We start from the raw sequence: 14,747 nt of genomic DNA, 5'->3' as shown, positions 1-14,747 counted from the left end.
TGCTCGCTACGTGTCAGCGCGCCCGCCACGACTTCGACGAATCATTGAGTCGCTCACAGCCCGCCTCGGTCACTACCACGATATCCTCGATGCGCACGCCGAACTCGTCCGCCACGTACACGCCCGGTTCGACGCTGAACGCCATTCCCGGCGCCAGTTCGGTCTCGTTCCCCTCCACGATGTAGGGTGCCTCGTGCACTTCGAGCCCAATTCCGTGGCCAGTTCGATGGAGGAACTGGTCGCCAAACCCCCGCTCCTCGAGCACACCCCGCGCCGCACGATCGACCGCCTGTGCCTGCACGCCGGGTTCGACAGCGTCGACGCCAGCTTCGAACGCCGCCAGCACGGCCTCGTACGCCTCTTCGAACCCCGCCGGTGGCTCACCAGCGAACACCACCGTCCGCGTCTGATCACCGGGGTACCCGTCCACCACGCCACCGAAGTCCAGCACGACCGGATCGCCGCGCTCGATCTCGCGGTCGCCGTGCCGATAGTGCGGCTGCGCGCCGTTCGGCCCCGATCCGACGATCGTCTCGAACGACACGTCGTCGGCACCTTCGGCAACCAACCGACGCCGGATTTCGATGGCGAGGTCGCGTTCAGTCATGCCGATAGCGTCCGGTCCGAGCTGGCGAATCGCCTCGCTCACCCGGTCCGAGAGACGGGCTGCGTCCCGCAGCCGGCCGAGTTCGTACTCGTCTTTCTGCATCCGCAACGCGTCGAGCACCTCACTCGCCAGCCCGAACGATACCGACGGAAACGCCGACTGGACGTCGAGAGTGAACTGCGCCCACAGCCGGTCGTCGAGCAGGACCGTCCCATCGGCGAGCCCGAAGTCGGCCACGATGTCGGAGACGACCGCCATCGGATCCTCCCCATCCTGCCACGTCCGGCAGTCCTCGATTGGGGACGCCGCACGAATCTGGTCGTCGTACATCGCCGGTGCGACGAACGCGGCGTCGTCGCGGGAGACGATAAGGAACAGATGGCGTTCGCTCGGCTCCTCACGGAACCCAGAGACGTAGTAGAGGTTCGGACTCGGAAAGAGCACGACCCCGTCGAACCCTCGGTCGGCGAGACGCTGTTGACACGCCCGAAGCCGCGTCTCGAACGGGGATTCGGCGTCAGTCATCGGTCCGTCTCCGCAGATTCTCCGTTTCGTCCCGGTCGATTTCGTCCTCATCGGTCACCGCGACACCGTACTCGGCGCGTGCCGCCCCTCGAGAGACGTACCCGTCGAGGACGTCTTCACGGACCGCCTCCGGGTCGCGCTCGTACGGGTCACCGTAGCCGCCGCCACCGCCCGACCGATTCGAGATGACCTCACCCGGCTGGAACGTCCCGCGGAACATCCCCGCGTACTTGCGGTTGCCTTGGTCTACGTCGTCATCGTCTTCGTCGACGTAGAGGTCGTCGTTGTCGACCAGCACCTCCACCCGGTCGTGCCAGTCGTCTTCAAGATCGAGCGCGACGACGTTGCGCGCCCCGGGGTGACCGCCCGCCAGTCCCCATCCCTCCGTCTTCGTTTTCTGGACGATCGAGAGCGCACCGACGGGGTGCGTGAAACGGAAGTCGCGCTGGATGCCGAGCCCACCGCGATGCTTCCCCGCACCCCCGGAGTCTTGGCGCAACGTGAGCCGGTCGAACTCGATGGGGGCTTTGTTCTCGAACACTTCGATGGGGATGTTCCGAACCATCGTCTCGCTCATGTGCATGAGCGCGTTCTGGCCGTCGTGGTCGGCAGACCCACCCCAGCCGACACCCTCGTTGTTCGCTTCGACGAACTGGCGGCCCGTCTCGGGGTGCTCGCCGTACAGCATGATGTCGCAGACGTCCCCGCCCGAACTCGCCGGCACCTGCTCGGGGAGCGCCTTCGCGAGCGCTTCGTAGATGACGTTGATACCGAGTAGTCCCGGCCAGATAGTGAACGTCGGCGCGGGATACGTCGCGTTGTAGAGGTTGCCCTCCGGAGCGTAGACGTCGAGCGGTTCGTACTGACCGGCGTTCGAGTCCTCGTCAGGCGTCGTCACCGTCTTGAAACACAGCTTCGAGATCGATTGGGTCATCCCGATCGGGATGTTGAGCGGTTCGTCCACCTGGTCGGACGACCCGGAGAAATCCACGGTGAACGACTCCCCGTCGATCGTCACCTCGGCTTCGAGCCGAATGAGGTCGTCTTCCTCGCGGTAGATTCCGTCGGCGTAGTCGACGCCGGTCCACGACCCGTCGGGGAGCGCTCGGACGGCGTCGCGCGCCGAGCGTTCGCCGTGGGTGATGATCGTCTCGATGCATGATTCGACGACGTCCGTTCCGTACTTCTCGTAGAGTTCCTGGAGGCGAGTTGCGCCCGTTCGGAGCGCCGCGACCTGGGCGTTGAGGTCGCCGATGACTTTGTCGGGAATCCGTGAGTTGAACCGGATGAGGTCGTGGATCTCCTCGTCGGGCTCGCCGTTCTTGTAGACCTTCGTCCCCGGGAAAATGATTCCTTCCTGATGGATGTCAGTCGAATCGAGCACGTACCCGGAGTCTTTCGCGCCGAGGTCCAGCCAGTGGGCGCGACTCGTCGCGTAGCCGATGAGTTCGTCGTCGTAGAACACTGGCATGAACACGAGCACGTCGAGCGTGTGGGTCGAGCTCCAGTACGGATAGTTCACGAGGACGATGTCGCCCGGGTTCAGGTTCTGCTCGCCGACGTGGTCGACGCTCTTGCGGAGGCCGTAGTCGTTCGCGCCGAGGAACACGGGGAGTCCCGGCGAATCCGCGATCAGGTTCGTCTCGGCGTCGTACAGTGAGATGCCGAAGTCGAGGATCTCGTAGATGATGGTGTTGTAGGCGGTCCTGATCAGGGTCCGTTGCATTTCGGTGGCAGCCGAGGTGAGGTATTTGCGCACGACCTCGACGGTCGCGGCGTCCACGGCTGTCTCTGTCACGTCCGCGTCCGGTCCGGTGTCGCTCATTGTTCTGCCTCCTGGTGGATGATGATGTGGCCGTAGTCGTCGACCTTGGCCGTCTGGTCGGAATGGAAGACGACGGTTGTCGTCGGTTCCTGGACGACCGCCGGGCCGTCGATTCGGTCGCCCGGCGCGAACTGTTCGCGGTCGTAGACGTCGAACGACGTTTCGGATTCGCGTGCGAAACAGTACGCCTCCCGGGTGTCAGCCGGCGATGGGTCACCGCTCGACGATGCGTCGACTTGCTCGAGTGCTGGTTTGTCGTTCTCGCCGATGGCGCGAACGCGGAAGTGGACGACTTGCGGGGGGTCGTCCATGGTGTGGCCGTACCGGCTGTCGTGCTGGCGTTCGAATCGCTCGCCGAGGTCGGCGACTGACTCGAGGTCGTCGGCCGGAACCTCGACAGTGTGTTCCTGACCGAAGTACCGCATCTCGACGTACCGTTCGAAGCGCTGGCGTTCGGGGTCGTAGCCCTCGGCGTCGAGCGTCTCCGCGGCCTCGGCTTCGAGGTCGGCGAAGATGTCGTCGGCCGCCTGTTCGGAGAGGTCGTCGAGGACGGCGGTGTGTGTCCGTGCGACGTCTGAGACGACGTCGGCCATCAACATTCCCCACGCTGAGAAGACCGACGGAGCGCGCGGAATCATGACTTCTTGGACGCCCATCTCGCGTGCGAGCAAGGGGACGAACATGGAGCCGGCACCGCCGTACGAGAGCATGGTGAAGTCGCGGGGGTCGAGGCCTTTCTCGACGGTTATCTCGCGGATCGCGCCGATGGTGTTCGCGAGCGTCACCTGGAAGATTCCTTCGCTTGCGTCGGTCGTGGACGTATCGAGTGGGTCGGCGATCTGGTCACGGATGCCGGCGAGCGCCTCGTCTGCGGAAAGGTCCATCTCGCCGCCGAGGAAATACTCGGGGTCGAGATAGCCGAGTGCGAGCGCGGCGTCGGTCACAGTCGGGTCGGTTCCGCCGCGCCCGTAGCAGATCGGGCCGGGGTCTGCGCCGGCGCTCTGTGGGCCGACTTTGAGGAGGTCACCGTCGAGCCACGCGATGCTGCCGCCGCCGGCCCCGATGGTTCGGATATCGTAGACGGGAATCATCATCGGGACGTGTTCGAGTTCGGCCTCGTACTCGACGGCGGGCGCGCCGTTTTCGACGACGCAGGCGTCGAGGCTGGTGCCGCCCATGTCGACGGCGATGAGGTTATCCCGGTTCGTGGCATCGCCGACGGAGGCCGCCCCGATCAGTCCGCCTGCTGGTCCCGATAGGATGGTGTGGACGGGCGCAGTTTTTGCGCTGTCGGCCGTGAGCGTTCCGCCGCCCGAGCGGGTGATGAAGAACGAACCGTCGAACGCTTCGTCGGTGAGGGCGGCGTCGAGGTCGTCGACGTACGATTCGAAGATTGGTTTGATGTAGGCGTCGAGGACGGCCGTGCTCGTGCGTTCGTATTCGCGGTACTCGCGCGTGATGTCGCTCGATATCGAGACGCTCCGGTCGGGGTAGGCGTCGCGAATCAGGTCCTGTGCGCGGGTTTCGTGGGCTGGATTGCGGTAGGAGTGGAGGAACGTGACGGCGATGGCGTCGACGCTGTGGTCGTCGAAGAGGTGGTCTGCGGCGTCGAGGACGGCTTGTTCGTCGAGCGGTTCTTTGACGTCGCCGTCGGCGTCGATTCGTCCGGGGACGCCGACGGTTCGCCGCCGCGGAACCAATAGTTCGGGTTTCTCGTACTGGATGTCGTACATCGCGTCGCGTGCGACGTTCGTTCGGCCGATTTCGTGGATGTCTCGGAATCCTTCGTTCGTGATGATGCCCGTTTTCGCGCCGTTCTGTTCGAGAAGCGCGTTGATGCCGAGGGTGGTTCCGTGAACGAACGCTTCCGTCTCGGGGATGGTGGCGTCGACTTTATCGATCGAATCGAGGACGCCGTCCGTCGGCGCGTGTGGCGTTGTCGATGCTTTTTCGAGTGCGATGTCGGTCGTCTCGCGGTCGTAGGTGATGGCGTCGACGAACGTGCCGCCAATATCGACCGCCAGTCGTTCCGTCATGTGTTATCATGCCCCGCACTAGTGACTTCGTCGACGTATATAAAGTTGAGTTCCTACCTCGCTCCGCTTCGACGAAAGGAACCGATTCGGGGAATAGACCATAACAATTCGGTCGTGAATAGGTTAATAAATAGCCGAATCATCCGCCATTAACTTACTATTTTCAACGTCCGGGGCGGTACTGGTGCAAAGAAATAAATAATCATTCATCGAAGGATATTGTGGTATGCCACCCCAAACCAAGGGTGACTGGGAGAGACGAAAGTTCCTCAAGACAAGCGGCGCAGTGGGAGCGGCGACGTTATTCAGTGGGCACGTGGGAGCGTACGGCTCGAACGACACGAACACACTCGCACAGCAATCCGACCAATCGGGTACCGACCTCGTGTACGCGACCATCGTCGCACCGAGTTCCATCGACCCGATGAAGTCCGGCGACGAACTCGAAGGCATCATCAGCCACACGCTGTACGATGGCCTCGCAGGCTACAGCAACTCCTTCCCGCCGGAAGTCGAACCAGGACTCGCACAAGACTGGCAAGTCAGCGACGACGGCAAAACCTACACACTCACCCTCCAAGACAACGCACAATTCCACAACGGCGACCCCGTCACGGCAGAAGACGTCGTCTTCTCAGTCGAACGGATGATGCGAATGCAGCGCGGCCCATCCTGGATGTGGGACGGCGTCCTCACCCCGGATAGCGCCACCGCCGTCGACGAAACGACGGTAGAACTCTCGCTCCAGAAGGTGTACGCGCCGTTCGTCTCCACACTCCCCTGGATGTTCGTCGTGAACCGAAATCAGGTCACGGCCAACGAGCAGGACGGTGATTTTGGCGACCACGGCGACTACGGCACGCAATGGCTCGAGCAGAACGACGCCGGAAGTGGCCCCTACTCGCTGCAGAATCATCAAACGGGCCAGCGCATCGTCATGAACAAACACGGCGACTGGTGGGGACAGTGGCCCGATGGGAACACCTACGAACGCGTCGTCGCCCAACTCCAGATGGAGGTGTCGACGATAACCGGGATGATGAACAACGGCCAAGCGGACATGACCGACGTCTGGCTCTCGGTCGACACCTACCAACAGCTGGGTAACAACTCGAACATCTCGGTGAGCAACGAAGTGACGTTCGCGCCATTCTTCGTGTTCATGAACACCCAGGTCGAACCGCTGGACGATATCAACGTCAGGAAAGCGCTCGCGTACGCGTTGGACTACGACACGGCGCTCAGCGACGTCTTCGTCGGTGCCGAGAAGATGGTCGGCCCGCTGCCATCGGCGATGCAGTACTCGACCGATGACATTCCGTCGTACACCCAGAACATGGAGCAGGCGCGCCAGCAACTCCAGCAGTCCGACTACAACCCGAACGATATCTCGATTACGTACACGTACGTGTCGGGGCTCACCACCGAGCGGAACCTCGGACTGCTGATGCAGTCGAACTACAATCCCCTCGGCATCGAATTCGAGGTCAGGAAAGCTCCGTGGACGAGTATCGTCTCGCAGTCGTCGAACATCCAGTCGTCGCCACAGATGTTCCCCTTGTGGAGCCTCATCCAGTACGCGGACCCGGATGCACTCCTATACAACATGTGGCACAGCAGCAACACGAACACGTACAACAACGGCTCGAAGTACGAGAACGACCAGGTCGACGAGCTGCTCACGCAAGCACGAACCACGCTCGACGATCAAACGCGCGAGCAAGCCTACACGGAGGTGCAGCAGATTCTCGCCGAGGATGCAGCTGCCTTGTTCGTCTGTAATGACGTCTCACGATGGGCGTTCAACAACCGGGTGAACGGCTTCACGAACAACGGCATCAACGGCTACACGCACCAGTTCGAACGCTACACGGAGAGTCAGTAGCTCGCCACCGCCCCCTTCCGGGGACTGTACACAGAGAACCTAGCATGAACTACCGTCGCTACCTATTGCGTCGCGCGCTATCGACGATTCCCGTGTTCTTCGGCGTTTCAGTCCTCATCTTCGTCATCGCGCGAGTGATACCCGGCAAGCCAGCGCGGCTCGCGTTGGGGCCACGTGCGACCGACGAAGCGGTCGCACAGTTGCGCCGACAGATGGGACTCGACCAGCCGCTTTGGACGCAGTACGTCGAGTACATGACTGGGTTACTCAGAGGGGACATGGGCCAGTCGCTCGTGACGAACAACAACGTTGCGACCGACATCGCACAGTTCCTCCCCGCAACGGTCGAGTTGACCACGGTCGGGATGCTGATCGCCATCGTGTTCGGCGTTCCACTCGGCGTCGTTGCTGGCCAACACAAAGACGAGTGGCCCGACAACGCCAGCCGGAGCTTCGCGTTCTTCGGCGTGTCGCTCCCTCGCTTCTGGTCCGCGATCGTCCTGCAGGTAATCTTCGCGTTTGGACTCAGTTGGTTCCCGGCGACCGGCCGCATCGGGGACGTCGAGTTACAGCGCATCACCGGGCTCTACCTCGTCGACAGCGTCATGACGCTCAATCCCGACGCGTTTGTGAACGTCGCCTGGCATCTGTTCTTGCCAGCACTGACGCTGTCGCTTGCACCGATGGCCGACATCGCGCGAATCACGCGCTCGAGCTTCCTCGAGGAGTTCAACAAAGACTACATCGAGGGATTGCGGGTCCACAGCATTCCCAAGAAGTTCATCGCGTACAAGTACATCCTGAAACGGTCGTTCACGTCCACGCTGACCATCATCGGGCTCGACTACGGGTTCCTCATCGGGGGGGCGTTCCTCGTCGAGATCGTCTTCGGCTGGCCAGGAATGTCGGCCTATGGCGTCAGAGCGATCCTGCAAAAGGACATCAACGCCATCGTGGGGGTGACGCTGGTCATCGGGGTCGCATTCCTCCTCGCGAACTTCCTCGTGGACGTCCTGTACGGATATCTGGATCCGCGCGTCCGCTTCAGTGAGGAACTATGACACGCACAGGCATCGATCTTCTATCGGCAGCAACGACACGCATCGAACGACTCCGAGACCGATTCGATAAGGCGGACCGTGTCGTGTACCGCTTCCGCCAGAACCCGATGTCGATCCTCGGGCTCGCGGTGATCTTCGCGTTCGTCGCCCTCGCCGTGTTCGCGCCGTACATCGCCCCGTATCCCGCGGACGCGGGTTATCAGGGGCAACCGGCCGTCCACTTCTCCCAGTCGTTCGAGCCGCCGAGTCTCGACCATCCGATGGGCACCGACCAGGTCGGCCGGGACATCCTGTCCCGCGTCATCTTCGGGACGCGCATCTCGCTGATCCTCGGCCTCGTCGTCCTCTCGATCGCGATCGCCATCGGCGTCCCTATCGGGTTGTTCGCGGGCTACCTCGGGGGAGGAATCGGCCTCGTGTTGATGCGCGTAACGGACGTCTTCCTCTCGATTCCACCGCTCGTGCTGGCGCTGGCCGTCAGCGTGGCACTCCAGCCGACCTTGACGAACGCGATGATCGCGATCGCGGTCGTCTGGTGGCCGTGGTACGCACGGCTGGTGTACGGTGAGGTACTGTCGGTCCGCGAAGAGACGTTCGTCGAAGCGAGCCGCGGAATCGGCGCGAGCACCCCGCGAATCCTCTCCCGGGACATCCTCCCGAACATCCTCGCGCCGGTCACCGTGAAGTTCAGCCTCGACATGGGGTACGCGATTCTCGTCGGGTCGGCGCTGGGATTCCTCGGACTGGGCGCGCAGCCACCGACGCCGGAGTGGGGGACGATGACCGCCCAAGGTCGGGAGTTCCTCCCCGCTTACTGGTGGTACTCCACGTTCCCGGGACTGGCGATATTCCTCGCGGTCCTCGGGTTCAACTTCCTCGGCGACGGCCTCCGGGACATGTTCGACGTGGAGGTGGAATGATGGCGGACGACGCCCCGTTGCTGGACGTCTCCGATCTCACCGTCCACTTCGAGACGTACGAGGGCCGCCAGCAAGTGCTCGACGCGGTCGACGTAACAGTCCACGACGGCGAAACGGTGGCGCTCGTCGGGGAAACCGGCTGCGGGAAGAGCGTCACCGCAGAGACGATCATGGGAATGTTGCCACAGCCACCCGGCGAAATCGTCGACGGGTCGGTTCGCTACGAGGGAACCGAACTCCTGAGAGATCCGGACCGCCACGATCGCGTTCGAGCCGACGAGATGAGCATGGTGTTTCAGGACCCGATGACGCACCTCAGTCCCGTGTTCACCGTCGGTTCGATGATGGCGGACGTGATCACCTATCACGGCCAGGAGGACGTCAGCTGGTGGACGCTGCTCAAGGAGTATCTCGGTCGTGGGCCCGGGGTGGACGACGACGAGATTCGAGACCGCTGCGTGCAGATGCTCGAACGGCTCCAGATACCGGACGCAGAGGGAATCCTCGACAGATACCCGGTCGAACTCTCCGGCGGCATGCGCCAGCGCGTCCTGATCGCGATGGCGTTGCTCAACGACCCACGGTTTATCATCGCCGACGAACCGACGACCGCACTCGACGTCACGGTCCAAGAGCAGATCCTAGAGTTGCTCTCCGAACGCGTCGCAAAACAAAACCTCTCGATGCTGTACATCACGCACAACCTGGGCGTCGCTCGCAAACTGGCCGACCGCATCTACGTCATGTACGCGGGGACCATCGCCGAGGCGGGCCGGACCGAAGAGCTGTTCGACGCCCCCCTGCATCCGTACACGACCGGGCTCATCGACAGCATTCCGAAGCTCACGACCTTCGACAGCGCCGGAATCCCCGGCCAGATTCCGGACTACACGGAGCCGCCGTCCGGCTGTCGGTTCCATCCACGGTGTCCCGCGTACATGGCCGGAACGTGCGACGTCGATCCGCCCGACCGATTCACCGTCGGGGAGAACGACCACGACGTCGCCTGCTACCTCTACGAGGACGGGATGAGTCTCGACACGGCGCTGTCGATCAGCGACGCGGAGGTCGAATACGGTCGCCCGGCCGAATCGGACCGCGACGACCGTCCCGACGCGGACGCCGAGCCGACCGACGTCTCGCCCGAAGCGTACAGCCAGGAGGACCGGTCACGATGACTTCGAATGAGACGGCGACTGCCAGTTTTGACGAGCGCCGTGACCCGACTGACGCGCTCCTGCAGGTCCGAGCGTTGAAGAAGTACTTTCCCGTCTCATCGGGGTGGTTCGGCGGGTCCCAGCAGCGAGTCCGGGCGGTCGACGGCGTCAGTTTCGACTTGCGGGCGGGCGAGACGTTCGCCGTCGTCGGTGAGAGCGGTTGTGGCAAGACGACGCTCGCGAAGACCGTCGCCCGGTTGTTGGATCCGACGGACGGCCGGATCGTCTTCGACGGCCGGGACATCTCCACGCTCTCCAATCGAGACCTCAGACCCGTCCGCCGAAACCTCCAGGTCGTCTATCAGGATCCGACATCGTCACTGAATCCTCGCCGACGAGTCGGCGCCATCGTCGCCGATCCGCTCAAAGTCCACGGAATCGGGTCCAAGCAGGAACGACTGGAGCGCGTCAACGATGCGCTCGTCCAGGTCGATCTCCCGATCGAGTTCAAACGACGGTATCCCGGCGGCTTGTCGGGCGGTCAAAAGCAGCGCGTCGCAATCGCCCGGGCGCTCGTTCTCAATCCGAAGCTCGTGGTCCTCGACGAGCCGACGAGCGCACTCGACGTGAGCGTACAAGCGAAGGTCATCTCGCTCCTCGAAGACCTACAGGACGAACTCGACCTGACGTACCTCGTCATCAGTCACGATCTGAGTCTCGTGAAGAACATCGCCGACCGAATCGGCGTGATGTACCTCGGCAAGTTCATGGAAATTGCCGAGAGCCAAACGTTGTTCGAGAACCCGTTGAATCCCTATACGGAGCAACTTCTATCGGCGATTCCCGTCGTCGAGTCCGACGAACAAGCACTCAAGCCGCGCGAGATCGACATCGAAGGCGAACCACCCGATCCCGCGAATCCGCCGAGCGGCTGTCCGTTCAACCCGCGCTGCCACAAGCGATTCGACGCCTGCGATAAGGTTCATCCCGACCTCGTGGAGGTCGCGCCGGGACACTCGGTGCGGTGCCTCCTCTATCCGGGAGACCAGCAACCGGCCGTCGACGAGTACAGCACGGAAGCCGAACGGAAGCGACTCCGAACCGACCAGTGACGATCGGTCCGATCGGGGCACTCGAACGAACTGGCTCGTGATCCCCGAATTCTTCACCACCACGAACCACCCCTGGTCTCGAGTGATATCACAATCGCTGCTATCGTTCTCGTCCACGCTCCGTCACTGATCCATGGGGGCGGCGAAAGCAACACGAGACGCTCACGCAAGCCAGCCGTCGGGTCTCGTCATCATCTGCTGCGTCGAGGTACTGCTCGAGGTGATCGAGCGCAACTTCCTCGCCGGAATTGATTGGTGTCCGCGAATTCTCCATTACGTAGAGCACGGGTGTCTCCGGATTTGACGATTGGGGTGGGTGCCTGACTCTGCGGCCTCCGACGGGACGACGCCGTCAGGGCAGCGGCGATGGGCACGCCGGTGTCGAGCGGGATTCCGACCGTGGTGGCAGTCACATCCGTCGCCCAGCGTACGTAGTCCGCACCAGTGTGGTCCGCGTTCACGTATAGGCAGATGACTCCGTGGACGTCCTGCGCAGTCGGGTCAAGGCAACAAGCTACTAGTGTCGAACACCTGTACGTCAACCCACCATGACGACCACCGACGATGGGACAGAACTCACTGCCACTAAGACCACCCTACAGGAGACTGGTAGAGATGGCTGATAGTTCGTCGGCGACGGACCAGACAGATATTGAGGAGCGAATTGAGCGGATTGGACGGTATTCACAGCTTGTGAAGGCTGGGCTTGGCGTTATTATCGGTGCGTTCATACTATCTGTGGTCGCAGTGCTGCCCGCCAATCTCAACAGTGTTGCCGCTGCCGTCAACGCAGTCCTCCTCCCGCTCATCTTCGTCGGGATGGGACTGTTGCTCTTTGGTATCGGAATGCATCTCCACCTCCTCCATCTCAACCTTGTTCGCCAAATCCGCAAGCAAGGTGGCCAAACCGGGCAATCCGCCAAACAGGATGCCGAGACAGAGTCATAATTGTGTTTGATAGGATGGATATCCCCTGAATCATTAGTGCACTCAGTTCCTGACGTGGGAGAGAACTCTGGCCGGAACCATCCTATGTTCTTGAATCACACCTTCCGTAAGTGCAGTTACAGAGCCTGATTGGATACCCTTCTATCCTTACTGGAGAAGGTGTAAACAATTCCCGTTATTGGATTCTCGTATTATACTTCGGTCACGGTCCCGGCCTCCTTTTATTGGTCGTGCATTAGAGATGGTTACGACCAGATTTCTGGATGGATAGACTTCGACATAGGTAGTTTTTTATCCTTTGTTTTAGTTGGTATGTACATGCCAGGCGATGACACAGCGCCTCCCGACGATGCTCTCTCTGATATCCCGGAGGACACCGCAGCAGATTCGCCGGTAGACGACGACTCCGGACAACAAACCATTCGTGAACTCCTCGAAGAAGACTCTGGAGGCTCCGTCTTCGTAAACCGGAATCTCGTCGAACCCGACACCATCATCAACGAAGAGCGCATCGTCGGCCGGGACGACCAGCTGCAGGCCGTCGTCGCCTATCTCAAACCCGCTCTCCGCGACGAACGCCCGCCCAACATGCTCCTCTACGGGCCAGCAGGAACCGGGAAATCGCTCATCATCAAAGCCGTCTGCGAGCAAATCGTCGAACTCTGTGAATCCCAGAATATCAACTTCGGCGTCGTCAGTCTCAACTGCCAGCCGATTACGACGCTCGACCGTGCAGTCTACAAACTCGTGGAGAACATCGCGAAAGACGTCGGCGTCGACACCGGCGTTCCAGCGACCGGGGTTTCGACCGAACAGAAGTACGACCGGCTCTACGAGCTCGTCAACACGCATTACGACTCGGTTATCTTCATCCTCGACGAGATCGACCTCCTCGTCGGTCGCGAAGACGAGCCCGCGTACTCGAAGCTGCTCTATCAGCTGTCGCGGGCAGGGAAAACGGACACTATCGAGGGAACTGTGTCCGTCGCTGCCCTGACGAACGATCCCAAATTCATGGAGAACGTCGACGGCCGGTCGGAGAGTTCGTTCAATCCCGAAGACATCCCGTTCTCCGACTATGACGCGAACCAACTCCGTGAAATCCTCGAACATCGCCGTGACGCCTTCCGCGATGGCGCTCTCAGTGACGACGTCATCCCTCTCGTCGCAGCTTTCGCTGCCCAGAGCCACGGTGACGCTCGCAAAGGCATCGATCTCTTCCGGAAAGCTGGCGATCTCGCTGACCGACAAAACGACGACGTCGTCACGGAATCACACGTCCGAGATTCGCAGGACGAAGTCGATAAAGACCGGATGCTGACCCAGATAGAAGGGCTCTCCACGCAAAAGAAAATCTCACTGTACGCAACGGCGGCCGTCGCTGTCCACACTGATCATGCCACCACGTCCGTCCCCAGTCCCGTTGGATATCAGGTCTACAAGTGGATCACCGAACTGCTGGATGCCGACCAGATGACGCGTGAAACCTACATCAAGTACGTCAAGGAACTCAACACGTACGGAATCGTGGACGCCGAGCGGAAAAGCCGGGGCCGGGGACAAGGGATGTACATGGAGTTCTCCTTCTCCGACAACCCTCGCCCGATTCTCGATTTGCTCGCAGAGGACTCCCGTCTGTCGGCGATCGCCAGCGAAACGGACCACCTCAAGACCATTGCAAAAACGAAGATGCAGCAGTTCAAAGGGTCATAATCGACGGACGACGAGCCCTTAGAACCCCTGCATCGAAGTGTAACTGACTAACTCTGCCAGCACCTGCATCGGTTCTCTTATCGGTACTCACCCCAGTGTCGAAGTGTATCTGCCGTCGAACAATCGTGGTGTCGAAAACCGGGTTCGCTACTCACACGCTCCAGCAGAGCGTTTTCTCCGGCTTTCCAACCCCTCCATCGAAGTGTAACCAAGAGCGAAGCGACCCCTGCATCGAAGTGTACATTCACCACGTCCGTTCTGTAAGACAGTGTGCCTACTAGCCGACCCCTGTATCGAAGTGTATATGCGCTCCTCACCCCTCGCAAGGGAGGGGAGCGTTCGATGGAACGTGACTCGACGGTCCGGAGGACCTGGGAGGAATTACTCTCCAGCTATTCGGCTACCGAGGAGGAAGGCCGACCCCGTCATCGAAGTGTAACTGGGGGACGTACCGCGATGCCTGCATGCACTTTTTGGCCACACCACCCCCGTCATCGAAGTGTAACTAGCTACTCGTCCAGTAGTTGTGATACGTTCTGTTCTTGCTTTCAACAGCCATCGTGGGGATATACCACACCAAACCACCCCTCACCCCGTCATCGAAGTGTAACACCTCTCGTTCAACCTCGAACACAGCTTCCACACAGCTGAACGCGTAGAATCTCTCACGCTCCGGGGTGATTACTTACTCTGTCACCAATAGGGGAGCTTCGCGATAGCCGTGGTCGGCCTCGACTTGCGAGCATAGTTAAACGTTCTGTGAGAGTACCGTGTGCTGAATCGTCGTTTGACGCAGGCAGACCGTACCTTTCGTCTCTCTTTTCCCATGGGTGTCCTCGTTCATCTCGTTTTTCTTTTGCTCGATCTGTCGATCGTAGCCGGAGAGAGGGACAAACCCGCCTCTCGTTATGTTGTAACAACGTCGGCCACTGGTTCGCTCCCCTCCCCCCATCATCGA

At 61.1% G+C, this 14,747-nt stretch carries 10 protein-coding genes; 7 read left to right on the top strand and 3 right to left on the bottom strand.

From position 1 onward, the window contains the following. Window positions 1-13 precede the first annotated feature (13 nt). The 3 genes from ACTF4R_RS16555 to ACTF4R_RS16545 are packed head-to-tail and all read right to left on the bottom strand — an operon-like array spanning window position 14 to window position 4,993. The gene (locus tag ACTF4R_RS16555; RefSeq protein WP_440008953.1) at window positions 14-1,132 is read right to left on the bottom strand and encodes a M24 family metallopeptidase; all 1,119 of its coding nucleotides are present in this window, start codon (window positions 1,130-1,132) and stop codon (window positions 14-16) included. After that, a complete protein-coding gene (locus ACTF4R_RS16550) occupies window positions 1,125-2,957 on the bottom strand; it encodes a hydantoinase B/oxoprolinase family protein (RefSeq protein ID WP_440008952.1) in 1,833 nt (610 codons plus the stop codon). Before ACTF4R_RS16550 ends, ACTF4R_RS16555 begins: the two co-directional genes overlap by 8 nt. Continuing rightward, window positions 2,954-4,993, bottom strand: a complete 2,040-nt coding sequence (locus ACTF4R_RS16545) for a hydantoinase/oxoprolinase family protein (RefSeq protein ID WP_440008951.1) — start codon at window positions 4,991-4,993, stop codon at window positions 2,954-2,956. Before ACTF4R_RS16545 ends, ACTF4R_RS16550 begins: the two co-directional genes overlap by 4 nt. Window positions 4,994-5,219: 226 nt before the next feature. Here ACTF4R_RS16545 and ACTF4R_RS16540 point away from each other — a divergent pair, with 226 nt between their 5' ends. From ACTF4R_RS16540 to ACTF4R_RS16510, 7 genes are all read left to right on the top strand, one after another. Next, the gene (locus ACTF4R_RS16540) at window positions 5,220-6,878 is read left to right on the top strand and encodes an ABC transporter substrate-binding protein (protein WP_440008950.1); all 1,659 of its coding nucleotides are present in this window, start codon (window positions 5,220-5,222) and stop codon (window positions 6,876-6,878) included. A gap of 44 nt (window positions 6,879-6,922) precedes the next feature. Next, complete coding sequence (locus ACTF4R_RS16535) at window positions 6,923-7,939, top strand: ABC transporter permease (RefSeq protein WP_433634247.1); 1,017 nt, start codon at window positions 6,923-6,925, stop codon at window positions 7,937-7,939. Continuing rightward, window positions 7,936-8,859, top strand: coding sequence for an ABC transporter permease (locus ACTF4R_RS16530; RefSeq protein WP_440008949.1), 924 nt, complete (start codon window positions 7,936-7,938; stop codon window positions 8,857-8,859). The genes ACTF4R_RS16535 and ACTF4R_RS16530 overlap by 4 nt, the downstream gene beginning before the upstream one ends. After that, window positions 8,859-10,037, top strand: coding sequence for an ABC transporter ATP-binding protein (locus ACTF4R_RS16525; protein ID WP_440008948.1), 1,179 nt, complete (start codon window positions 8,859-8,861; stop codon window positions 10,035-10,037). Before ACTF4R_RS16530 ends, ACTF4R_RS16525 begins: the two co-directional genes overlap by 1 nt. After that, a complete protein-coding gene (locus ACTF4R_RS16520) occupies window positions 10,034-11,128 on the top strand; it encodes an ABC transporter ATP-binding protein (RefSeq protein ID WP_440008947.1) in 1,095 nt (364 codons plus the stop codon). The genes ACTF4R_RS16525 and ACTF4R_RS16520 overlap by 4 nt, the downstream gene beginning before the upstream one ends. Before the next feature lie 564 nt (window positions 11,129-11,692). Continuing rightward, window positions 11,693-12,076, top strand: coding sequence for a hypothetical protein (locus ACTF4R_RS16515; RefSeq protein ID WP_440008946.1), 384 nt, complete (start codon window positions 11,693-11,695; stop codon window positions 12,074-12,076). A 318-nt stretch (window positions 12,077-12,394) separates the two neighbouring features. Then, entirely contained in the window at window positions 12,395-13,789 is a 1,395-nt protein-coding gene (locus ACTF4R_RS16510) for an orc1/cdc6 family replication initiation protein (RefSeq protein ID WP_433634223.1), read from the top strand. Window positions 13,790-14,747: the final 958 nt, after the last annotated feature.

Origin of the sequence: Halomicrococcus pelagicus, from assembly GCF_051917725.1 — an archaeon.
Classification (GTDB): domain Archaea; phylum Halobacteriota; class Halobacteria; order Halobacteriales; family Haladaptataceae; genus Halomicrococcus.
Note: the sequence above shows the minus strand (reverse complement) of the source record. Positions and strands in the feature narration are given on the sequence as shown.

Coding starts and splice junctions, on each gene's coding strand:
- ACTF4R_RS16555 (WP_440008953.1), bottom strand. CDS start 1,132: ATGACTGACGCCGAATCCCCGTTCGAGACGCGGCTTCGGGCGTGTCAA.
- ACTF4R_RS16550 (WP_440008952.1), bottom strand. CDS start 2,957: ATGAGCGACACCGGACCGGACGCGGACGTGACAGAGACAGCCGTGGAC.
- ACTF4R_RS16545 (WP_440008951.1), bottom strand. CDS start 4,993: ATGACGGAACGACTGGCGGTCGATATTGGCGGCACGTTCGTCGACGCC.
- ACTF4R_RS16540 (WP_440008950.1), top strand. CDS start 5,220: ATGCCACCCCAAACCAAGGGTGACTGGGAGAGACGAAAGTTCCTCAAG.
- ACTF4R_RS16535 (WP_433634247.1), top strand. CDS start 6,923: ATGAACTACCGTCGCTACCTATTGCGTCGCGCGCTATCGACGATTCCC.
- ACTF4R_RS16530 (WP_440008949.1), top strand. CDS start 7,936: ATGACACGCACAGGCATCGATCTTCTATCGGCAGCAACGACACGCATC.
- ACTF4R_RS16525 (WP_440008948.1), top strand. CDS start 8,859: ATGGCGGACGACGCCCCGTTGCTGGACGTCTCCGATCTCACCGTCCAC.
- ACTF4R_RS16520 (WP_440008947.1), top strand. CDS start 10,034: ATGACTTCGAATGAGACGGCGACTGCCAGTTTTGACGAGCGCCGTGAC.
- ACTF4R_RS16515 (WP_440008946.1), top strand. CDS start 11,693: ATGGGACAGAACTCACTGCCACTAAGACCACCCTACAGGAGACTGGTA.
- ACTF4R_RS16510 (WP_433634223.1), top strand. CDS start 12,395: ATGCCAGGCGATGACACAGCGCCTCCCGACGATGCTCTCTCTGATATC.